The sequence below is a fragment of the Streptomyces sp. NPDC127595 genome, assembly GCF_042671685.1.
Taxonomy (GTDB): domain Bacteria; phylum Actinomycetota; class Actinomycetes; order Streptomycetales; family Streptomycetaceae; genus Streptomyces.
Genome location: NZ_JBHXWK010000009.1, coordinates 95,581 through 115,220, shown reverse-complemented (window position 1 = coordinate 115,220; position 19,640 = coordinate 95,581). Strand labels below are relative to the sequence as shown.

The window sequence follows — 19,640 nt, the reverse complement described above, 5'->3', positions numbered from 1 at the left end:
GGCCGGGAACGCTCTGCGACAGCGCGTGTACTGCCCGGATCCGAGCACTCTGTTCACACCCCGTGTGAAACAGGACCCACTACTCTGACGGTGCGGTCGACACGGTCGGCACCGAGCCACCCGGGGGGCCTCCCATGCAGCCCAACACTCTGCTCGACGCGATTCTCGACGAGGCGGGCATCTCGCACGCGGGACTCGCCGCTCACGTCAACCAGGCAGGGAGAGCGCGCGGTCTGGCGCTCAGGTACGAACACACCGCCGTCGCACGGTGGTTGAAGGGGCAGCGGCCGCGCGGCCAGGTGCCCGACCTGATCTGCGAAGTGCTCGCCGGCAGACTCCACCGGCCCGTGACGCTCGACGACATCGGACTCGGCCTGCCGGGCGAGCCGTCCGCCCCGCACGGCACCACGCTCTCCGGTTTCGTCGAGCGCGCCACCGCCCTGTGGCGCTCCGACGAACAGCAGCGCCCGCACATCCTCGGCGCACCGGCCGTCACCGGCACGCCCGCCGTGATGCCGGTCTGGGAGTGGGAGAACCCGCCCGAGGACGTGGACGTCTCGCGCGGCGGACGCCACCAGGTGAGCATGGCCGACATCGAGATGCTCCGCGCGGCCCGCGCGCACTATGAGCAGATGTACCGCAAGGCGGGCGGCATCGCGACCCGCACCCGGATCGTCGGCTTCCTCAACTCCGAGACCGCTCCGCTGCTGCGCGGCAGCTACACCGACGCCACCGGACGCCAACTGCACCGCGCGACGGGCGGGTTGGTGGCCATCGCGGGCATCTGCGCCTACGACTCGGACGCGCACGGCCTCGCCCAGCGCTACTTCCACCAGGCGCTGCGCCTGGCAAAGGCCAGCGGGGACAGGGGACTTGGTGCGTACGTCATAGCCCTTCTCGTCAACCAGTCGCTCTTCATGCGCGAGCACCGCCAGGCCGTCGCCTTCGCCGAGGCCGCGCTGCGCGCCGCGGGGCGGCAGATCACCCCGGCGCTCGCCTCTGACCTGTACGCGATGCAGGCGAAGGCGTACGCACACCTCGGCGACGGCAGCAGCGCACTGTCCTGCATCCGGCGTGCCGAGCAGGCCGCCGACCGCATCCGACGCGGTTACGAGCCCGACGAGACCGGCTATGTCCAGCCGGGCCTGGTCAACGTACAAGTGGCGGAGGCGCTGCTCAGCCTCGGCGACCTGATGGCGGCGGACGAGCATGCCGTGGCCGCCGTCGACAACCCCGCCCACGACCGGGGGCGGGTGCACCGGCTCGCCGTGCTCAGCCAGATCGAACTGCGCCAGGGCAATGCCGACAAGGCGGTCGCCACCGCACTCCAAATGGCCGAACAGGCCCGGGGGATGGAGTCCCAGCGGCTGCGCGACAGACTGCGCGCGGTGCGCGAGCACCTGGTGGCCAGTGGATGCGCGGGCACCTCCGAGGCCGCGGAACTCATCGACGGGGCACTGCGCGTACCGCTGTAGACCACCGACCGAACACCGACCCGCAGCCCACCCGCTGCCGAACCGTGCGCCGCTGTGCGCCTGCTGTCAGAACGTTCCTGCTGCCATATTGCCATCTACTCGGCGGAAGGTGGCAGAACCGTGCAGTGGACGAAACAGAACGAACAAACTGTGTATGAAAACCGCTGGTTCAGCGTCAATCTCGCAGACGTTGAGCTGCCGGACGGCCGGCACCTCGATCACTTCCTGATACGGCTGCGCCCCGTGGCCGTGGCGACCGTGGTGAACGCGGCCAACGAGGTGCTGCTCCTGTGGCGGCACCGCTTCATCACCGACAGCTGGGGATGGGAGCTCGCGGCGGGCGTCGTCGAGGACGGCGAGGACATCGTCGTCGCGGCGGCCCGCGAACTGGAGGAGGAGACCGGCTGGCGACCAGGACCTCTGCGCCATCTGATGAGCGTCGAGCCCTCCAACGGGCTCACCGACGCCCGGCACCACATCTTCTGGGCCGACGAAGGCGCGTACATCGGCCACCCCGTGGACGACTTCGAGTCCGACCGTCGGGAATGGGTTCCCCTCAAGCTCGTCCCCGACATGGTCGCCCGCGGCGAGGTCCCGGCCGCCAACATGGCTGCCGCACTGCTCCTTCTGCACCATCTCAGGCTCGGGCAGGACGCGTTGCCCTGATCCATCCCCCCCCGCGGCGTCCGGGGATCCAGGGCCTGTCCGGCGGATCAGGCCCTAGTGGCCCAGAGCCTGCCAGACCGCAACGGCCAGTGCGCCCACGGCCGCGACGACCGCGACGGTGGGCAGTGGCCAGCGGGTGTGTTCCAGGGCGACGATCCGTGCGCTCAGGTCGTCGAGATCCTTGGCGGTCTGGTCGTCGCGCTGAGTGAGCAGCGCCAGGCCGCCCTCGATGCGGGTGAGTCCCACTTCGATGGACTGGCGTAACTCGGCGAGTTCCCTCGGTGCCACGGGATGCTCGGGGTTGGCGGTCACGAGTCGGCTCCTTTCCGTAGTCGTCACAGCCTTTACTTGCGCACGGAAAGTCAACTCGCCTGGTGGATGCGTGGGGAGCGTGTGCGAGCGGCATATGCGGGCCCGGCGCGCACACGGCGTGTGAATGCCGCGGGCCCGGCACCGAAAGGGGTGCCGGGCCCGCGTGAGCCTGAGTCTGACTGTCTGTAATCAGGAATAGGTGTAGAAGCCCGAGCCCGACTTCCGGCCCAGCCGGCCCGCGTCCACCATCCGTTGCAGCAGCGGGGGAGCGGCGTACAGCGGTTCCTTGTACTCCTCATACATCGAGAACGCGACCGAGGCCACCGTGTCGAGGCCGATCAGGTCGGACAGCTTGAGCGGGCCCATCGGGTGGGCGCAGCCCAGCTCCATGCCGTTGTCGATGTCCTCGCGGCTCGCGATGCCCGACTCGAACATACGGATCGCGGACAGGAGATAGGGGATCAGCAGTGCGTTGACCACGAAGCCCGAGCGGTCCTGGGCGCGGATCGCGTGCTTGCCGAGGATCTTCTCGACGAGCGCCTGCGCCCGGCTGAGGGTGCCCTCGGACGTGGTGAGCGCCGGGATCAGCTCGACGAGCTTCTGCACCGGGGCCGGGTTGAAGAAGTGGATACCGATGACCTGGTCGGGACGCGAGGTGGCGACAGCGAGCCGGACCAGCGGAATCGAGGAGGTGTTGGAGGCGAGGATCGCGTCCTGCCGGGTCACGACCTGGTCGAGCACCTGGAAGATCTCCGTCTTCACCTGCTCGTTCTCGACGACGGCCTCGATCACCAGGTCGCGGTCGGCGAACTCGCCGAGGTCCGTGGTGAAGCTGAGCCGCGCCAGTGTCGCGTCCCGCTCCTCCTCGGAGATCTTCCCGCGCTCGGCCGCCTTGGAGAGGGAGTTGAAGAGCCGGGTACGGCCGATCTCCAGAGCTTCACCGGTGGTCTCGGCCACCTTGACGTCAAGACCGGCGCGGGCGCACACCTCGGCAATGCCCGCTCCCATCTGGCCGCAGCCCACCACTCCGACGCGTTCGATGTCGGTCACATCGTCCCTTTCCGCTGATCATCGGCCTTGGCAGGGCGCCCTTCGTGAGGGGCCTGCTCCGATCGTGCACGTTACTCCCAAGTATCGATGATCGATCGTGCGGGTCGGGCATGCTGTGCGGGGAGACGATCCGTGACGAGGCGGATCCGCTGGGTAGGGGGTGCGGGGATGGGGCGACTGTCACGCCGGGCGTTCACACTGGCCGCGGCGGCGACGCTGTCGGGGTTCGTGACGGGGGGAGATGCCGCGGCCGCTCCTCACAGGCCCCGCGCGGCGGGGGAGATGCGCGGGATGTGGCTGGCGACGGTCGCCAACCGCGACTGGCCCTCGCGCACCGGACTGACCGCCGCCCAGCAGCGCGCCGAACTCCTCGCCCATCTCGACACCGCCGTACGCCGCCACCTCAACGCCGTGATGTTCCAGGTGCGCCCCACGGCCGACGCGATGTGGCCCTCGCCGTACGAGCCGTGGTCCCAGTACCTCACCGGCGTCCAGGGCAGGAACCCCGGCTGGGACCCCCTCGGCACCGCGGTCACGGAGGCCCACGCGCGCGGCCTCGAACTGCACGCCTGGTTCAACCCGTACCGGGTCGCGAACCACACCGACCCGACACGGCTCGTGGCGAGCCACCCGGCCCGCCAACACCCCGACTGGGTCGTCCCGTACGGCGAAAAGCTCTACTACAACCCCGGGCTGCCCCAGGTCCGCGCCTTCGTCCAGGACGCCATGCTCGACGCGGTGAGCCGGTACGAGATCGACGCCGTGCACTGGGACGACTACTTCTACCCCTACCCGGTCGCCGGGCAGGTCTTCAACGACGACGCGGCCTATGCGGCGCACGGCGCGGGCTTCCCGAACCGGGCGGCCTGGCGGCGCGACAACATCGACCGGCTGGTGCGGGAGACGGCGGCCGGCATCAAGCGGATCCGGCCCGCGGCCCGCTTCGGCGTCAGCCCCTTCGGGGTGTGGCGCAACGCGAGCACCGACCCGCTCGGCTCGGCGACCCGGGCCGGCGTGCAGACGTACGACGATCTGTACGCCGACACCCGCAAGTGGGTCCGCGAGGGCTGGATCGACTACATCGTTCCTCAGCTGTACTGGAACATCGGTCTGGCCGCCGCCGACTACGCGAAGCTGGTGCCCTGGTGGGCCGAGGTCGCCGCGGGCAGCGGCGTGCAGCTGTACGTCGGGGAGGCCCTGTACAAGGCCGGCGATCCGGCGCAGCCCGCCGCCTGGCAGGACCCGGCCGAGCTGTCCCGGCATCTCACCCTCGCCGGGGACTACCCGCAGGTGGGCGGGCATGTCTTCTTCTCGGCCAAGGAGGTCGGGGCCGACCGGATCGGTGCGATGGCACGCCTCGTCGCCGACCACTACGAGCGGTCGGCACGGTTCGCGCGCTGAGCTACTGGCCCTGACCGGTGTCCTTGTGCCGGATCTCGGGCTACTGGCCCTGAGCGGTGTTCTTGTGCCGGATCTCGGAGTCCGGGCCCGGCGAGCACACCGCCTCGTGCCCGTCCTGGAAGCGCACGCGGTACGGGGGAGTGCCCTCCGTACCCAGCACTTCGAGGATCTCGGAGATCTTGTCCTGCTGCCCGACGACCCGGCCGTGCTGCACCAACTGGTCGCCCTTGACTGCGTGCATCTGAACGGCCTCCTCGTTCTGTACGGGAGTAGCGGTCCGTCTGTACGTGAGTAGCGGTCCGTGGTCTCAAGTCTACGGCCGGTGGCGCCGGTTGGCCCGGCCCGTGCCCGGTACGGGAAGGGTGGGGCGGAAAACCGCTCGACCCCCGGCAGGGCGAGCTGCGACTGTCCCCGTATGACCGACACACAGAGCCTGCCCGAGGGCTACGAGATCTCCGCCGACTCCACTCGCATCGACGTCGACCGCGTACACCGCTGGCTCTCCACCGACGCGTACTGGGCCCTCGGGCGTTCGCGTGAGACGCAGGAGCGCGCGATCGCGGGATCGCTGAACTTCGGGGTGTACGACGTGACGTCCGGGGAGCAGGTCGCGTACGCACGCGTGGTGAGCGACGAGGCGACCTTCGCGTGGCTCTGTGACGTCTACGTCGACCCGGCGGCCCGGGGCAAGGGGCTGGGCACCGCCCTGGTCGCGGGCGTGCGCGGGTACCTCGAACCACTCGGTGTACGACGGGTGCTGCTCGCCACGCAGGACGCGCACGGTGTCTACGAGAAGCTCGGCTTCAAGGCGCTGGACCGGCCCGACCAGTGGATGGCGCTCATCCTGCGGTGATTTCACGTGTACCCTGCGTTACCCCTCTTGACCTGCGGAGTTCCGCGTTCCACGATCTCGGCATGCATGTTCGGGTCACGTTCGTCGCCGCTGCACGCAGTTCCACGTTGCTTGCGGAACGCTTCGAGGACGACCGGCCGCTGGATCAGGCGGGCTGGGCGGAGGTGCAGCGTGCCGCCCACGAGCTGGTGCCGCTGGCCGTGGCCGAGCTGCGCTACTGCGCACCGACGCCACGCAGCCGGGCCACCGGGGACGCGCTCGGCTATGCGCCCCTCGTCCAGCTCGCCCTGCGCGACTGCGACATGGGCCGGTGGCGGGGTCTCACGCTCGGCGAGGCGATGGCCCGTGAGCCCGAGGCCGTCGACGGCTGGCTCGCCGACCCGCGTTCCACGCCCCACGGCGGCGAGTCGCTGCTGGCCTTCATCGCGCGGGTCGGCAACTGGCTCGACACCCGGCCCGCCGACGACGGCGGCCGTATCGTCGCCGTGGCAGAGCCTGCCGTGGTCCGCGCCGCCGTCGTCTACGCCCTGAAGGCGCCGCCCTCGACGTACTGGAACGTGGACGTCCGTCCGTTGTCGACGATCACCGTGACGGGCAGCGCGGGGCGTTGGCACCTGCGCTTCGAAGGGGCGTTCACTCAGTCTTCGCGCCTGTAGTCGGTGCCTTCGTTCCTGTGGTCCGTGTCCTCGGGCGTGTGGTGGCCCGTGTTCTCGCGGGTGTAGTCCGTGGTGAGTACGAGGTCCTTCGCGGGGCCTGCCACGCGCCACACGGTCCGCCAGTGGTGCACGTCGAGGACGGTGAACTCGCCTCGGTAGAGATCTTCCGAGCAGGGGTGGTCGGCGACGTACCGACCGGAGGTCAGGTCCAGGTCGTGGAAGGGGCGGCCGTCGGAGAACCGTACGTCCGCGGTGCCCAGGCGTTGCCCCGGCAGGAACCACAGCGTCCGCTCGGCCGGCCGGGGCGTGCCCTGCCATACGAACGTGCCGGACTCTTGGTGCAGGAGACCGGTGTCCTCTCGCGGCCGGAAAACCGTCGTCCCCGTGAAGTGGCCCTCGGCGCCGCTCGCCAGATCTCGCACGGCTCGCTCCACCTGCCAGCCTCCGGCCAGGTATGCCAGCGTGTCGCCAACTGGCCAGAACTCGCCCATTCCGTCCCGCTTTCCGTCACTTTCCAGGCGCTAGGAACGGCCGCGGGGCTTGCCGCCCTTGGTGCCTCCACTGCGGGGGCTCTTGCCCGTCGCCTTGCCGGTGGCGGGCTTGCGCCGGGCGCCTCCGCCCGTTTCGGGCCGCTTGGGGCTGCTCTTGGCCTTGGCCTTTGGATCGGCCGGGGCGGATGCGGGGGTACGTCCGCGGGTGCTGTTGACCGTGCGGCCGCGGACGATCCCGATGAAGTCCTCGACCAGGTCGGTGGTCCTGTCCTCCGGCCAGGACAGGGCGACGCGTGACTCGGGGGCGTCCGTGACGGTGCGGTAGGTGAGGTCCTTGCGGTGGTGCAGACGGGCCAGTGACTGGGGGACGACGAGGACTCCGATGCCGGCCGCCACCAGTTCGACGCCGTCCTCCGTCGTGGCGGGACGCTCGATCGCGGGCTGCCCCGGCAGGCGCTCCCAGCCGAGGGTGTCGTCGAGGGGGTGCAGCACGATGTCGTCGGCGAGATCGTCCGTGGACACCTCGTCCACCGCTGCCACGACATGATCCTGGGGGACCACGACCACCGTGGTCTCGGTGTAGAGCGGGATCGCGCTGAGGTCCGTACGGTCGACCGGCAACCGTACGAAACCGGCGTCGGCGCCGCCGCTCCGCAGGACGTCGAACGCCTCCGCGGCGGACACCGCGACGAGGGTCAGGGGGACGTCGGGCAGTCGCTCGTGCCAGATCCGCACCCATTTCGCGGGCGTCACCCCCGGGACGTACGCGAGCCTGAACGACGGGGATGCTTCGGATCCGGTCACTCCGCCAGGCTACCGGCCGTGGCCCGGCGGCAGGGCACTGCGGTGGGCCGATGGCTGGGCGGCACCGCTCGCAAGGGGGTGCTCGCAGCCGTGCTGGTCGGAGCCGGTCCGTACGCTCGTTACCCTTGAGACCATGACGCCGCACCAGAACACCCAGACGATGAAGCCCGCGACCGCGGCGAAGAAGCTGGGTGTGTACCTCGAGGCCACCCCCGCCGAGTTCCAGGAGGGTGTCGTCTCGCGTGCCGAGCTGGCTGCGCTGCAGAGCGAACCGCCCCAGTGGCTGCTGGAACTGCGGGACAACGGCCCGCACCCGCGGCCGGTCGTCGCCGCCAAGCTGGGCGTCTCCATCGCCGGACTCGCGCGCGGCGGGGTCACCGAGGCCCTCACCACGGAGCAGATCGAGGCGCTGAAGTCGGAGGGCCCCGAGTGGCTGCTGCGTGAGCGTGCCACCCAGGCCGAGGTCCGCAAGGAAGCGGCGCGCATCAAGGAGAAGAAGGCCGACGACGCGGCTCAGGCCCGGGGCGCGCGTTCCTGATCTCCCGTGGAGACCGGCTGGTTCAGCCGGACTTGCGGGCCACGCCGCCGTAGAAGCCGATTTCGGCGGAGCGGGCCGGCGGCTCGGTGTCCGGGCGCCAGAAGGGGACCTGGGCCAGGCCTGGCTCGAGGAGCTCGAAGCCGTCGAAGAAGCGCTCGACCTCGGCGCGGGAGCGCAGGTTCAGGGTGGCGGTGGCCTTGTTGTAGACGGCCCGGGCCGCGGCGCGGTCGGCGAAGTCACCCGTGGCGTGCGAGAGCACCAGGAAACTGCCGGCGGGCAGCGCGTCGCGCAGGGTGGCGACGACCTCGCCGGGCTTCTCCGCGTCGGTGAGGAAGTGGAGTACGGCGACGAGGACCAGGGCGACCGGCTCGTCGAAGTCGATGACCCGGCGGACATCGGGGTGGTCCACGATGGCCAGCGGGTCGCGCAGGTCGCTGAGTACGACGCCGGTGCCTTCGGAGCGGTCGAGCAGGGCGTCGGCGTGCACCTTCACTATCGGGTCGTTGTCGACGTACGCGACGCGCACGTCCGGGGCCACTTCCTGGGCCGTCTCGTGCACGTTCGGCGGTGTGGGCAGCCCGGTGCCGATGTCGAGGATCTGACGGACACCGCTGTTCACGACGAAACGGACCGCGCGCTGCAGGAAGGCGCGGTTGGCCCGTACGCCGATCCGGGCCTCGGGTGCGGCGGCGACCAGTTCGTCGGCGGCCCGCTGGTCCACCTCGTAGTTGTCCTTGCCGCCCAGCAGATAGTCGTAGATCCGCGCGGGATGCGGCCTGCTGGTGTCTATCTTGATCTGCTCGGCACGGTAGCCGTCCTGCCTCACGCGACGCTCCTCTCGAAGGCCGCCACGCTCCCCTTGCCCGCGAGCGGCCGGCGACAGCTTCCCATATCAAGTGGCGTGCCCATGGTTGCAGTTACCGACGCCGGCGGCCGAGGACGTAGTGGGCGGGGATGAGCGTGAGCCAGAACCACATGGCTGCTTCGGTGTTGACGAAGGCCAGTGGAATGGAGAGGCCGAAGATCAGGACGTTGGAACCGAGTTGGGCGGTGAAGCGGCGGCGGGCCGCGGCGTCGGACGCCGCGGCCGAAGGGAGCAACTGGCGTTGCGTGAGCAGCAGCAGGGTTGCGTGCACGGCGTGGATCGCGGCCATGGCGCCCGCGTAGAGGGCGACGGCTTCGGGCTGGGAGGCGTACGCGGCCAGGAGTCCGGTGGGGAAGGGCAGCAGCGCGACCAGGCCGAGGCCGAGGAGGATCAGGCGGGTGACCACGACCGTTTCGGCGGGCAGCGCGGTGAGGATACGGCGGTGGTCCCGCCAGAACCCGGCGATGAGGGTGAAACTGAGGGCGAAGGCGCCGAGGCTGGGGAGCGCGTCGCTCAGGGCCTTGTGGAATGCGGCGTCCGCCAGATGCGTCGGGATCGTCACGTTGATGACGAGCAGCGTCATCGCGATGGCATAGATGCCGTCGGACAGAACGATCAGGCGTGCCGCGCCCGGGTCGTTCTCGTGTGGGTGCGTCTGCGTCACCGGCTCCGTCATGCCGACGACACTAGGGCGTTGTGCCCTGGCTGGAACGCATCGCCGACCCTTGCCGAAAGCCACTCCCGGCACCCCTGGGTGGGCCCGAGTGCCGGAGTGTCGTAACGGTTCCGCGTCAGGACCGGGCGAGGACGCAGAACTCGTGGTCCTCCGGGTCGCTCAGGCACGTCCACGGGACGTCGCCCTGGCCGACGTCGAGGTCGGTGGCGCCGAGGGCCCGTAGCCGGGCCACCTCCGCCGCTTTGTCGTCACCGGCGTCCGGCACGAGGTCGAGATGGACGCGGTCCGGCGCCGTCTTCACGCCGGGCGTGCGGAGGAATTCGAGATACGGGCCGACACCCGAGGCGGAGCGGAACACCGCATGATCGTCCGTCGCGTCGTGCAGGGTCCAGTCGATCGCCTCGTCCCAGAACCGTGCCATGGCCCGCGGATCCGCACAGTCGATCACCACCGTGGCGATCGGCCCGGTGTCCCGGTAGACCTCCCGAGGCTCCAGCACACAGAACTCGTTGCCCTCCGGGTCGGCGAGGACCGTCCAGGGCACATCGTCGCTCTGGCCCACGTCGGCGGGCGTCGCGCCGATCGCCCGGAGGCGCGCGACCAGCTCCGCCTGACGGGCCGCGGAGGTGGAGGCGAGATCGATGTGCAGCCGGTTCTTCGCCGCCGTCTTGAATTCCGGTACGGCGATGACGTCGATGCAGAGGCCGGCCGGGTCCAGCCAGTCGAACCCGGCGGGCTTGACGCCGGTCACGCCCGGTTCCGAACTGGAAACCCCCCAGCCGAGCGCCTCCGCCCAGAACCGGCCGACCGCCGAGTCGTCCACAGCCTTGATGTTCACCTGAACAGGTCGCAGCGCCATGCCGGCGATCCTATGTGTGACCGGGAATTTCAGGTGGCGGATCATGAGCGGCCACAATCAGGAGCTGTGTCCACCCCACCCGATCCCTCCGTCCTGTACCCCGACATCGCGGCCTGCGGCAGTCTCGCCGCGGTGCTCCGGGCTGCGGCGGACGGCTGCCTGGGTGCCCTTCCCGTCACGTCCCCTGACTTCGCTCCGCTGCGCCACGCGGCCGTCGCAAGTACCCTGCCGCACCGCGAGCCGCTGGCGATCAGCGCCTGGTCGCACGAACGGCGGTGGTCGATCAGGGGCGAGGAGCCGTTCCAGAGCTTGGCCCTCATCGACGGTAGGACGGACGACCTGGCGGAGGTCGCCAGGGCTGCCCGGGCGTGGCACGACGGGGCGCCCCTGGAGGACATCCGGCAGGCGGCACCCTTCGTGCACCTGACCGGCCGGTTCGAGGTGCCCGACAATGATCCCGCGCGCTTGACGGAATCCGAATGGCAGGGCATGCGTCAGGAGGCGGCCGAACTGGAATACGCCTGGCGGGAGACGTACCACAACCTGATCGAGGCGGCGCACGCCGAGGTCGCGCTGCGTGCCCGCTATCCATTCACGAGCCACTGGGCACTGCGCTTCTCGACCACCACCCGCCCGGACCTGACCGTCGTCGGACCATGCCTGAGCGCGAACAGCGACGGCACGTACGGAGTGGGTAGGGGCATCATCAGCCAGGACCTTGGCCAATTCGCCACAGCGCAGGAGGCCGTGGCGGTGGCAGTACGCCAGATGCCGTCCGGCCTGGGCCCCACCATGCTCGGTGGATGATCCCGCCCGGCAAACGATTCGTCGACAGCGCGGCAACGGACTGCGCACCCCTGGCGAACGGTGCCACCTCAGCTGCTCCGTCACACGATGCGTGCGCTCCGCGACAAGATCCGCATGACCGCATTGCATAAACGTGCAGCGAAACGTATAGTCATGCCATCGAGGAGGAGGGTTCCATGGTGGTACGTGCGGCGGTGGCGGGAGCGAGTGGGTACGCGGGCGGGGAACTGCTGCGGCTGCTTCTGGTGCACCCCGAGGTCGAGATCGGCGCTCTGACCGGCAACTCCAACGCGGGCCAGCGGCTGGGCGCGCTGCAGCCGCATCTGCTGCCGCTCGCCGGTCGTGTCCTTGAGGAGACGACCACCGAAGTGCTCGCCGGTCACGACATCGTCTTTCTCGCGCTGCCGCATGGGCAGTCCGCCGCCGTCGCCGAGCGGCTCGGCCCGGAGGTCCTCGTCGTCGACATGGGCGCCGACTTCCGGCTGAAGGACCCGGCCGACTGGGAGCGGTTCTACGGCTCCGCGCACGCCGGGACCTGGCCGTACGGCCTGCCCGAGCTGCCGGGTGCCCGCGCCGCGCTGGAGGGGTCCAAGCGCATCGCGGTGCCCGGTTGCTATCCGACGGCCGCCTCCCTGGCGCTCTTCCCGGCGTACACCGCGGGCCTCGCGGAGAACGAGGCCGTGATCGTCGCCGCCTCCGGGACCTCGGGCGCCGGGAAATCGCCCAAGGCGCACCTCCTGGGCAGCGAGGTGATGGGCTCCATGTCGCCGTACGGCGTCGGCGGCGGCCACCGGCACACCCCCGAGATCATCCAGAACCTGGGCGCCGCAGCGGGCGAGGCCGTCACCGTCTCCTTCACGCCGACCCTCGCCCCGATGCCCCGCGGCATCCTCGCGACGTGCAGCGCCAAGGCGAAGGCCGGCGTGACCGCGGAGTCCGTACGGGCGGTATACGAGAAGGCGTGCGCGGACGAGCCGTTCGTGCACCTGCTGCCGGAGGGGCAGTGGCCCGCGACGGCGTCTGTCTACGGTTCCAACGCCGTTCAGGTACAGGTCGCCTTCGACGCCGCCGCGCACCGCATCATCGCGATCAGCGCCATCGACAACCTGACCAAGGGCACCGCGGGCGGTGCCGTCCAGAGCATGAACATCGCCCTCGGGCTTCCCGAGGAGCTGGGTCTTTCCACGATCGGAGTCGCCCCGTGAGCGACGCGCGTGCAGCCACCGGGCCGCAGACAACGACGAATCCCGCACCTCTGCGCTGCACGGGCGGAGAAGCGAACGAGGAGATGCAGTGAGTGTCACGGCAGCAAAGGGATTCACGGCGGCCGGGATCGCCGCCGGGATCAAGGAGAACGGCAACCCCGACCTGGCCCTCGTGGTCAACAACGGGCCCCGTCCGGCCGCCGCAGGCGTCTTCACCTCCAACCGTGTGAAGGCCGCGCCGGTGCTCTGGTCCGAGCAGGTCCTCAAGGGGGGCCGGGTGACCGCGGTGGTTCTCAACTCCGGTGGTGCCAACGCCTGTACGGGACACAAGGGCTTCCAGGACACTCATGCCACCGCCGAGAAGGTGGCCGACACCCTCGGGCTCAACGCGGCCGAGGTCGCCGTCGCATCCACCGGCCTCATCGGCCTGCGGCTCCCGATGGACAAGCTGCTCAAGGGAGTTGAGACGGCGGCCACGTCCCTGAGCGAGCACGGCGGCGAAAAGGCCGCCATCGCCATCAAGACCACCGACAGCGTCCACAAGACCTCCGTGGTCACCGGCGACGGCTGGACCGTCGGCGGTATGGCCAAGGGCGCCGGCATGCTCGCCCCCGGCCTCGCCACCATGCTGGTGGTCCTGACGACGGACGCCGACGTCGAGAGCGACGTACTGGACAAGGCGCTGCGGGCGGCCACGAAGGTCACCTTCGACCGCGTCGACTCCGACGGCTGCATGTCGACCAACGACACCGTGCTGCTGCTTGCCTCCGGAGCGTCCGAAGTCACCCCGGAACAGGGCGAGTTCGCGGAGGCCGTACGGAAGGTCTGCGACGACCTCGGGCAGCAGCTCATCCGGGACGCCGAGGGCGCGAGCAAGGACATCAAGGTCGAGGTCGTGAACGCCGCGAGCGAGGACGACGCTGTCGAGGTGGGCCGCTCCATCGCCCGCAACAACCTCCTCAAGTGCGCGATCCACGGCGAAGACCCCAACTGGGGACGGGTGTTGTCCGCGATCGGCACGACCAAAGCCGCCTTCGAACCCGACCGGCTCAACGTCGCCATCAACGGCGTCTGGGTCTGCAAGAACGGCGGGGTCGGCGAGGACCGTGACCTCGTCGACATGCGCTACCGCGAGGTCCACATCGTCGCCGACCTCGCCGCCGGCGAGGAGACCGCCACGATCTGGACCAACGACCTCACCGCGGACTACGTCCACGAGAACAGCGCCTACAGCTCATGAGCAACATGACGCGGAAGCACACCGCACTCCCCAAGGCCCAGATCCTCATCGAGGCGCTGCCCTGGCTGACCAGGCACCGCGGCAAGACCGTCGTCGTCAAGTTCGGCGGCAACGCCATGATCGACGAGGACCTGAAGGCCGCTTTCGCGCAGGACATCGTCTTCCTGCACCACGCGGGCCTCAAGCCCGTCGTCGTGCACGGCGGCGGACCGCAGATCAGCGCCGCTCTCGACCGGCACGGCATCGTCAGCGAGTTCAAGGCGGGCCTGCGGGTCACCACCGAGGACGCCATGGACGTCGTACGCATGGTGCTCGCCGGACAGGTGCAGCGTGAGCTGGTCGGGCTGCTCAACCAGCACGGGCCGCTCGCCGTCGGTATGACCGGCGAGGACGCGCACACCATCACCGCCACCAAGCATCTGCCCGAGATCGACGGCGAGTTGGTCGACATCGGCCGGGTCGGCGAGATCACCGCAATCGACACGGGTGCCATCGAGGCACTGCTCTCCGACGGCCGTATCCCGGTCGTCTCCTCGATCGCCCGCTCCCAGGACGACGGACATGTCTACAACGTCAATGCTGATACGGCGGCTGCGGCACTCGCTGCGGCGCTGGGTGCCGAAACCCTGATGGTCCTCACCGACGTCGAGGGCCTCTACGAGGACTGGCCCGACAGCGACGAGGTGATCAGCCGCCTCACCGCCACCCAACTGGAGAAGCTGCTGCCCGAGCTGGCCAGCGGCATGGTGCCGAAGATGGAGGGCTGTCTGCACGCCGTACGCAACGGCGTCACCACCGCCCGGGTCATCGACGGCCGGGTCCAGCACTCGATCCTGCTGGAGATCTTCACCGACGAGGGGATCGGCACGATGGTCGTGCCGGACGAGACGCCCGAGGGGGACGCATGACCGGGACCGCGACCAACGCAGAGCTCACCCAGCGCTGGCAGGGCTCGCTGATGGACAACTATGGCACCCCGCGGCTGCCCCTCGTACGCGGCAAGGGCACCCGGCTGTGGGACGCCGACGGCAAGGAGTACCTCGACTTCGTCGGCGGTATCGCGGTCAACGCGCTCGGGCACGCCCACCCGGCGATCGTCGAGGCGGTCAGCAAGCAGATCGGCTCGCTCGGCCATGTCTCCAACCTGTTCGTCGCCGAGCCGCCCGTCGCGCTCGCCGAACGGCTGCTCCAGCTCTTCGGGCGGGAGGGCCGGGTGTACTTCTGCAACTCGGGTGCCGAGGCCGTCGAGGGCGCCTTCAAGATCGGACGGCTGACCGGCCGCAAGCACATGGTGGCCACCCACGGCGGCTTCCACGGCCGGACCATGGGAGCCCTCGCACTCACCGGCCAGTCCGGCAAGCGGGACCCGTTCCTGCCGCTGCCCGGTGACATCACCCATGTCCCGTACGGCGACCCGCAGGCCCTCGCCGCAGCGGTCACCGAGGACACCGCACTGGTGATCATCGAGCCGGTGCAGGGCGAGAACGGCGTGGTCGTGCCCCCGGCCGGCTATCTGAAGGCCGCCCGCGCGATCACCGCCGCGACCGGCGCCCTCCTCGTCCTGGACGAGGTACAGACCGGAATCGGCCGGACCGGACACTGGTTCGAGTACCAGGCGCACGAGGGTGTCCTGCCCGACGTCGTCACCCTGGCGAAGGGGCTCGGCGGCGGCCTGCCGCTCGGCGCCACGGTCGCCTTCGGCCGGGCCGCCGAGCTGCTGAAGCCGGGCCACCACGGCACGACCTTCGGCGGCAACCCGGTCGTCTGCGCCGCCGGACTCGCCGTACTCGACACGATCGCGTCCGAGGGACTCCTCGACAATGTGAAGCGCACGGGCGAAAAACTGCGCGACGGAATCGAGTCACTCGCACATCCGTTGATCGACCATGTCCGGGGTGCGGGCCTGCTCCTGGGTATCGTGCTCACCGAGCCGCTCGCACCGCAGGTGCAACAGGCGGCTCAGGATGCCGGTCTCCTGGTCAACGCGCCCGCCCCCGATGTCGTACGGCTGATGCCGCCGCTGAACCTCGGCGATGACGAAGTGGACGCGTTTCTCCGGGCTTTGCCCGGTGTCCTCGACGCGGTCGACGGGGAAGGACGAACCGGGGAATGAGACGACGATGAGTCAGGCGCAGGACCACGAGCACGCAGGGCCTGCCGTACCGCAGACCCGCACCGCACGCCACCGCCGGATCGTGGACATCCTCAACCGGCAACCGGTGCGTTCGCAGAGCCAGTTGGCGAAGCTGCTCGCCGACGACGGGCTGCACGTCACCCAGGCGACGCTCTCCCGGGATCTGGACGAGCTGAACGCGGTGAAGATCCGCAACAACGACGGCGACCTCATCTACGCGGTACCGAGCGAGGGCGGCTTCCGTACGCCGCGCGCGCCGCTGGGGGAGTCGGCGAAGGAGGAGCGGATGCGGCGGCTGTCCGCGGAGTTGCTGATCTCCGCGGAGGCCTCCGCGAACCTCGTGGTGCTGCGTACCCCTCCGGGGGCGGCACAGTTTCTCGCCTCGGCGATCGACCAGGCCGAGCTGCAGGACATTCTCGGCACCATCGCCGGGGACGACACCTTGCTGCTGATCAGCCGGGAGCCTGCCGGGGGGCAGGCCTTGGCCGATCATCTTCTGCGGTTGGCTCAGAACACCCATTGAGGTGTACGGAAATGGAGGCGCGGCCCGGGTTTCGGGGCCGCGCCTGATCGTGTTTCCCCTCGCCCTGTCGGGGCTCACCCAAGTCGTCGAGCGAGCCCGCCCGTACACCTGACCTCGTCTCCCGCCGTGATGAGCAGGGCCTCGACGTCCGGGAGGGACTCCAGCCAGTCCAGGGCCTGTCGGGAGCCCATCGCGAAGGCCGCTGTCGCCCAGGCGTCCGCCCAGGTCAGGCGGGGGCCGACCACGGTCACGGCGACCAGGTCGGTGACCGCGGACTTGCCGGTGCGCGGGTCGACGATGTGCGCTCCGCGCTCGGCGGTGCCGGAGGTGGCGACGGCCAGTTCGTCAGCGCCCGCGGCGGAGACCACGGCCGCGAGGGAACCCGGGCGGAGCGGATCCGCCACGCCGACGCGCCACGGCCGCTGCGGTCCGGGCACGCCGCAGAGCTGGACGTCGCCGCCGCCGTTCACGCTGACCCCGCTCGCCCCGGCCGCGGCGAGGAGCCGGGCCACCCGCTCGGTCGACCAGCCCTTCACCAGACCGGTCGGGTCGAGCTGTCCCTCGTACGTGGTGCTGAACCAGCCCTCGCTGAGCCGCTCCGCCTCCGCGCACAGGTCGAGTACCTCCGCGACCTCCGGATCGCACTCGGCGACCGTCAGCTCACCGCGCACGAGACGCGAGATCTGGCTGTCCTGGCGGTAGGTGCTGAACACCTCGTCCACCCGGTGGAGTTGGGCGACCGCCTCCGCCAATGCGGCCTGGACGGCCGCTGGTTCACCGCCGCGCACGTCGAACGAGAAGACGGTGCCCATGACTTCCTCGACGTGGCGCAGCGCGGGCGGGGCCTCCGCCGGGTCAGGCACCGGCCTTGTCCAGTGCGGACTGGAGGGATTTTTTGTATCCGGCGCTGGTGTAGGTGGCTCCGGAGACTGAGTCGATGTCGGCGCTTTGGGTGGCTGCGGCCGCTTGGTTGAGCTTCGGTACGGCATTGCTGGTCACCTCCGTGCTCTGTCCCCCGCTGGGTGCCTGGATGGCCTCGGCCTTGGAGATCGATGTGCCGTTCAGGGTCAGGCGGACCTGGACGGGCCCGTACTGGGTCTGGACGACGTCGCCGTCGACGGTCTGGCCGTCGACGGCGGGTGCCGCGGCCGCCGCGGACGACGCGGCAGCCTTGGACGGCGATGCCGCCGGCTCGGCCGGTGCGCTCTTGGCCGCCTGGTCGAGGGCCGACTGAAGCGACTCCTTGTATCCGGCGCTCGTGTAGGTGGCACCGGAGACGGCGTCGATGTCGGCGGTACCCGCGGCGACGGCCGCCTGGTTGAGTTTCGGTACGGCGTCCTCGGTGACCGTGGTGCTCTGGCCGCCGCTGGGCGCCTGGACCGCCTCGGCCTTGGTGATCTTGTCGCCGCTGAGGGTGAGACGGACCTGGACGGGCCCGTACTGGGTGTCGGCGACGCTTCCGGTGACCGTACGGGCCCCGGAGGACGACTGGTCCGAGCTGCCGCCCTGCGGCGACTCCTGCCCGGCCGCCGTCGCCTGGGCAGCCGCTCCGCCCTGCGCCGAAGCGGAGGCCGGGTCGGCCCCGGGCTTCAGAGACAGCAGCAGGACGATCCCGGACACGGTGGCGGCGGTGGCGAGCACGACACGCCTGAGGGGGTGGCTCTTCTTCATCGCTCCTGACTCCCGTCGCTCACATCTCGAACGACTCGTGATGGATACGGCGGGCGGGGACTCCCGCGCCGCGCAGTGCTTCGTACACCTGCTGCGCGAAGCCGGGCGGCCCGCACATGAAGACGTCGTGGCTCTCGATGTCCGGCAGCTTGCGGCGCAGGCTGTCCGCCGAGATGTCCGGGCGCTCCCCGTCGGGGCTGTTCACCGCGTACATCAGGCGGGCCCCGCGCTCCTGGGAGATGGACGCCAGCTCGTCCCACAGGGCCAGATCCTGGGTGCTGTTGGCCCGGTAGAGCAGCGTCAGGTCACCGGAGGAGCCCGGGAGTGTCTCGAACAGCGCCCGCATCGGCGTGATGCCGACGCCGCCGGCCACCAGCAGAACCTTTCCGCGGCTGCGCTTGGCCGCCGTCAGCGCGCCGTACGGGCCCTCGGCCCAGACCCGGGTGCCGGGCTCCAGCTCGCGCAGCGCGGCACTGTGGTCGCCGATCGCCTTCACGGTGATGCGCAGCATGTTGGGGCGGGGCGCCGCCGACAGCGAGTACGGGTGGGAGCTGAGCCGCATCCCCGGTGCCATGAAGCGCCAGCGGAAGAACTGCCCGGCCTCGGCACCCATCCGGTGCAGCTTCCGCCCGCTGATCAGCACCGACACGATCCCCGGCGCCTCCTCGATCACGGCCTCGACCCGCATCCGGTGCCGCATGTTCAGCCGGACCGGCACGATCACCCGGTACCAGATCATCAGCGCGGTCACCGTCCCGTACAGCGCGTACCAGGCCGTCGTCGCGGCGGGCTGGACGGCGAAGTCGTTGCCGGTGGAGAGCTGGTGCCAGAACGACAGGTACACGGCCGCGTAGGTGAGCAGATGGATGTGGTACCAGGTGTCGTACGGCATCCTGCGGCGCACGGGGCCCATGGAGAGCAGGCCGATGAGGAACAACAGGCCGGTGCCGATGGCGGCCTTGCCCATGTCGGGAAGCTGGTTGACCGAGTCGATGGTCTGCTGAACTATGTCGCCGAAGGTCCGGCCGGACTGGAGTGCGTAGCCGTACATCGTCAGGACGAGATGGGCGAGGACCAGACTGATCGTGTAGCGGCCGCTCATCGCGTGCCAGCGGGCCACCCGGTCGGAGCCCACCCGGCGCTCAAGTGCGGGTACCCGCGCCATCTGCAACACCACGAGGGCCATGAAGTACCCGGCCAACAGGCCGGTGATCCGGCCCGCGTTGATCATCCGGCTGGTGTGGTCCGCGATGGACGGCGTGTTGCTCCACCACAGCCAGATGACCCCGGCCGCACCCGCCCAGACAGCGAGCAGCAGGGGGACGGCGGGGGAGCGGCGAGGGCGGATACGGCGCATGGTCTGGCGCCGCGCGGCGCGGCCACCGGCGATCGTGGACACGGTTCCTCCGTGGTC

23 protein-coding genes are annotated in these 19,640 nt (G+C 70.1%); 12 read left to right on the top strand and 11 right to left on the bottom strand.

What is annotated here, in order from left to right:
• The first annotated feature begins 134 nt into the window (after positions 1–134).
• Together ACFVKT_RS27310 and ACFVKT_RS27305 are read left to right on the top strand one after the other, a co-directional pair.
• Entirely contained in the window at positions 135–1,475 is a 1,341-nt protein-coding gene (locus tag ACFVKT_RS27310) for a transcriptional regulator (protein WP_385735959.1), read from the top strand.
• A gap of 120 nt (positions 1,476–1,595) precedes the next feature.
• Positions 1,596–2,141, top strand: a complete 546-nt coding sequence (locus ACFVKT_RS27305; protein ID WP_385735956.1) for an NUDIX hydrolase — start codon at positions 1,596–1,598, stop codon at positions 2,139–2,141.
• Between the two features lie 54 nt (positions 2,142–2,195).
• Here ACFVKT_RS27305 and ACFVKT_RS27300 read toward each other — a convergent pair whose 3' ends face one another.
• On the bottom strand, positions 2,196–2,453 hold the full coding sequence (locus ACFVKT_RS27300; protein WP_385735953.1) for a hypothetical protein: 258 nt from the start codon (positions 2,451–2,453) through the stop codon (positions 2,196–2,198).
• Between the two features lie 189 nt (positions 2,454–2,642).
• Positions 2,643–3,503, bottom strand: a complete 861-nt coding sequence (locus ACFVKT_RS27295) for a 3-hydroxybutyryl-CoA dehydrogenase (RefSeq protein WP_385735950.1) — start codon at positions 3,501–3,503, stop codon at positions 2,643–2,645.
• 168 nt (positions 3,504–3,671) lie between these two features.
• On the opposite strand from ACFVKT_RS27295, the gene ACFVKT_RS27290 reads away from it, so the two are divergent.
• Positions 3,672–4,904: a glycoside hydrolase family 10 protein gene (locus ACFVKT_RS27290; protein WP_385735947.1), complete on the top strand. Its 1,233-nt coding sequence runs from the start codon at positions 3,672–3,674 to the stop codon at positions 4,902–4,904.
• Between the two features lie 40 nt (positions 4,905–4,944).
• Here the strand turns inward: ACFVKT_RS27290 and ACFVKT_RS27285 are convergent, their stop codons facing one another.
• Positions 4,945–5,145, bottom strand: coding sequence for a DUF1918 domain-containing protein (locus ACFVKT_RS27285; RefSeq protein WP_385735944.1), 201 nt, complete (start codon positions 5,143–5,145; stop codon positions 4,945–4,947).
• A gap of 174 nt (positions 5,146–5,319) precedes the next feature.
• Between ACFVKT_RS27285 and ACFVKT_RS27280 the strand changes: the two genes are divergently transcribed.
• Together ACFVKT_RS27280 and ACFVKT_RS27275 are read left to right on the top strand one after the other, a co-directional pair.
• Positions 5,320–5,757: a GNAT family N-acetyltransferase gene (locus ACFVKT_RS27280; RefSeq protein ID WP_385735941.1), complete on the top strand. Its 438-nt coding sequence runs from the start codon at positions 5,320–5,322 to the stop codon at positions 5,755–5,757.
• A gap of 62 nt (positions 5,758–5,819) precedes the next feature.
• On the top strand, positions 5,820–6,413 hold the full coding sequence (locus ACFVKT_RS27275; protein ID WP_385735938.1) for a histidine phosphatase family protein: 594 nt from the start codon (positions 5,820–5,822) through the stop codon (positions 6,411–6,413).
• Here ACFVKT_RS27275 and ACFVKT_RS27270 read toward each other — a convergent pair.
• Positions 6,395–6,904 carry a DUF6314 family protein gene (locus tag ACFVKT_RS27270; RefSeq protein ID WP_385735936.1) on the bottom strand — a complete coding sequence of 170 codons (510 nt, stop codon included), beginning with the start codon at positions 6,902–6,904 and terminating at the stop codon, positions 6,395–6,397. The two genes, ACFVKT_RS27275 and ACFVKT_RS27270, sit on opposite strands and share 19 nt — an antisense overlap.
• 30 nt (positions 6,905–6,934) lie before the next feature.
• Positions 6,935–7,708, bottom strand: a complete 774-nt coding sequence (locus ACFVKT_RS27265; protein WP_385735933.1) for a LysR substrate-binding domain-containing protein — start codon at positions 7,706–7,708, stop codon at positions 6,935–6,937.
• A gap of 133 nt (positions 7,709–7,841) precedes the next feature.
• Between ACFVKT_RS27265 and ACFVKT_RS27260 the strand changes: the two genes are divergently transcribed.
• Positions 7,842–8,246: a DUF5997 family protein gene (locus ACFVKT_RS27260; RefSeq protein WP_385735930.1), complete on the top strand. Its 405-nt coding sequence runs from the start codon at positions 7,842–7,844 to the stop codon at positions 8,244–8,246.
• 22 nt (positions 8,247–8,268) lie between these two features.
• Here ACFVKT_RS27260 and ACFVKT_RS27255 read toward each other — a convergent pair whose 3' ends face one another.
• The 3 genes from ACFVKT_RS27255 to ACFVKT_RS27245 all read right to left on the bottom strand — a co-directional run bounded on the left by ACFVKT_RS27255 (position 8,269) and on the right by ACFVKT_RS27245 (position 10,646).
• Positions 8,269–9,072: an SAM-dependent methyltransferase gene (locus ACFVKT_RS27255; RefSeq protein WP_385735927.1), complete on the bottom strand. Its 804-nt coding sequence runs from the start codon at positions 9,070–9,072 to the stop codon at positions 8,269–8,271.
• Positions 9,073–9,163: 91 nt separating this feature from the next.
• A complete protein-coding gene (locus ACFVKT_RS27250; RefSeq protein ID WP_385735924.1) occupies positions 9,164–9,787 on the bottom strand; it encodes a TMEM175 family protein in 624 nt (207 codons plus the stop codon).
• A 115-nt stretch (positions 9,788–9,902) separates the two neighbouring features.
• A complete protein-coding gene (locus tag ACFVKT_RS27245; RefSeq protein WP_385735921.1) occupies positions 9,903–10,646 on the bottom strand; it encodes a VOC family protein in 744 nt (247 codons plus the stop codon).
• Positions 10,647–10,712: 66 nt separating this feature from the next.
• Between ACFVKT_RS27245 and ACFVKT_RS27240 the strand changes: the two genes are divergently transcribed.
• The 6 genes from ACFVKT_RS27240 to ACFVKT_RS27215 all read left to right on the top strand — a co-directional run bounded on the left by ACFVKT_RS27240 (position 10,713) and on the right by ACFVKT_RS27215 (position 16,555).
• Positions 10,713–11,453 carry a DUF6193 family natural product biosynthesis protein gene (locus ACFVKT_RS27240; protein ID WP_385735919.1) on the top strand — a complete coding sequence of 247 codons (741 nt, stop codon included), beginning with the start codon at positions 10,713–10,715 and terminating at the stop codon, positions 11,451–11,453.
• Between the two features lie 176 nt (positions 11,454–11,629).
• Positions 11,630–12,658, top strand: a complete 1,029-nt coding sequence (gene argC, locus ACFVKT_RS27235; RefSeq protein WP_385735916.1) for an N-acetyl-gamma-glutamyl-phosphate reductase — start codon at positions 11,630–11,632, stop codon at positions 12,656–12,658.
• An 88-nt stretch (positions 12,659–12,746) separates the two neighbouring features.
• Entirely contained in the window at positions 12,747–13,898 is a 1,152-nt protein-coding gene (gene argJ / locus ACFVKT_RS27230; RefSeq protein ID WP_385735913.1) for a bifunctional glutamate N-acetyltransferase/amino-acid acetyltransferase ArgJ, read from the top strand.
• Positions 13,895–14,806 (top strand): acetylglutamate kinase, encoded by a 912-nt coding sequence (gene argB / locus ACFVKT_RS27225; RefSeq protein ID WP_385735910.1) that lies wholly within the window; start codon positions 13,895–13,897, stop codon positions 14,804–14,806. Before argJ ends, argB begins: the two co-directional genes overlap by 4 nt.
• Positions 14,803–16,011, top strand: a complete 1,209-nt coding sequence (locus ACFVKT_RS27220) for an acetylornithine transaminase (RefSeq protein WP_385735907.1) — start codon at positions 14,803–14,805, stop codon at positions 16,009–16,011. The genes argB and ACFVKT_RS27220 overlap by 4 nt, the downstream gene beginning before the upstream one ends.
• A gap of 7 nt (positions 16,012–16,018) precedes the next feature.
• Positions 16,019–16,555: an arginine repressor gene (locus tag ACFVKT_RS27215; protein WP_385735904.1), complete on the top strand. Its 537-nt coding sequence runs from the start codon at positions 16,019–16,021 to the stop codon at positions 16,553–16,555.
• A gap of 74 nt (positions 16,556–16,629) precedes the next feature.
• Here the strand turns inward: ACFVKT_RS27215 and ACFVKT_RS27210 are convergent, their stop codons facing one another.
• From ACFVKT_RS27210 to ACFVKT_RS27200, 3 genes are read right to left on the bottom strand one after another with little or no spacing between them, the layout of a single operon-like run.
• Positions 16,630–17,367, bottom strand: a complete 738-nt coding sequence (locus ACFVKT_RS27210; RefSeq protein WP_385736583.1) for an FAD:protein FMN transferase — start codon at positions 17,365–17,367, stop codon at positions 16,630–16,632.
• A gap of 43 nt (positions 17,368–17,410) precedes the next feature.
• Positions 17,411–18,226 (bottom strand): FMN-binding protein, encoded by an 816-nt coding sequence (locus ACFVKT_RS27205; protein ID WP_385735901.1) that lies wholly within the window; start codon positions 18,224–18,226, stop codon positions 17,411–17,413.
• A 19-nt stretch (positions 18,227–18,245) separates the two neighbouring features.
• Positions 18,246–19,583, bottom strand: coding sequence for a ferric reductase-like transmembrane domain-containing protein (locus tag ACFVKT_RS27200; RefSeq protein ID WP_385736580.1), 1,338 nt, complete (start codon positions 19,581–19,583; stop codon positions 18,246–18,248).
• Between the last annotated feature and the right edge of the window lie 57 nt (positions 19,584–19,640).

Bases quoted from the DNA above. Each gene is read 5' to 3' on its own strand.
- ACFVKT_RS27205 (WP_385735901.1), bottom strand. From the start codon at position 18,226: ATGAAGAAGAGCCACCCCCTCAGGCGTGTCGTGCTCGCCACCGCCGCC.
- ACFVKT_RS27250 (WP_385735924.1), bottom strand. From the start codon at position 9,787: ATGACGGAGCCGGTGACGCAGACGCACCCACACGAGAACGACCCGGGC.
- ACFVKT_RS27290 (WP_385735947.1), top strand. From the start codon at position 3,672: ATGGGGCGACTGTCACGCCGGGCGTTCACACTGGCCGCGGCGGCGACG.
- ACFVKT_RS27200 (WP_385736580.1), bottom strand. From the start codon at position 19,583: ATGCGCCGTATCCGCCCTCGCCGCTCCCCCGCCGTCCCCCTGCTGCTC.
- ACFVKT_RS27220 (WP_385735907.1), top strand. From the start codon at position 14,803: ATGACCGGGACCGCGACCAACGCAGAGCTCACCCAGCGCTGGCAGGGC.
- ACFVKT_RS27285 (WP_385735944.1), bottom strand. From the start codon at position 5,145: ATGCACGCAGTCAAGGGCGACCAGTTGGTGCAGCACGGCCGGGTCGTC.
- ACFVKT_RS27270 (WP_385735936.1), bottom strand. From the start codon at position 6,904: ATGGGCGAGTTCTGGCCAGTTGGCGACACGCTGGCATACCTGGCCGGA.
- argB (WP_385735910.1), top strand. From the start codon at position 13,895: ATGAGCAACATGACGCGGAAGCACACCGCACTCCCCAAGGCCCAGATC.
- ACFVKT_RS27310 (WP_385735959.1), top strand. From the start codon at position 135: ATGCAGCCCAACACTCTGCTCGACGCGATTCTCGACGAGGCGGGCATC.
- ACFVKT_RS27280 (WP_385735941.1), top strand. From the start codon at position 5,320: ATGACCGACACACAGAGCCTGCCCGAGGGCTACGAGATCTCCGCCGAC.
- ACFVKT_RS27215 (WP_385735904.1), top strand. From the start codon at position 16,019: ATGAGTCAGGCGCAGGACCACGAGCACGCAGGGCCTGCCGTACCGCAG.
- ACFVKT_RS27210 (WP_385736583.1), bottom strand. From the start codon at position 17,367: ATGGGCACCGTCTTCTCGTTCGACGTGCGCGGCGGTGAACCAGCGGCC.
- ACFVKT_RS27245 (WP_385735921.1), bottom strand. From the start codon at position 10,646: ATGGCGCTGCGACCTGTTCAGGTGAACATCAAGGCTGTGGACGACTCG.
- ACFVKT_RS27260 (WP_385735930.1), top strand. From the start codon at position 7,842: ATGACGCCGCACCAGAACACCCAGACGATGAAGCCCGCGACCGCGGCG.
- ACFVKT_RS27275 (WP_385735938.1), top strand. From the start codon at position 5,820: ATGCATGTTCGGGTCACGTTCGTCGCCGCTGCACGCAGTTCCACGTTG.
- argC (WP_385735916.1), top strand. From the start codon at position 11,630: ATGGTGGTACGTGCGGCGGTGGCGGGAGCGAGTGGGTACGCGGGCGGG.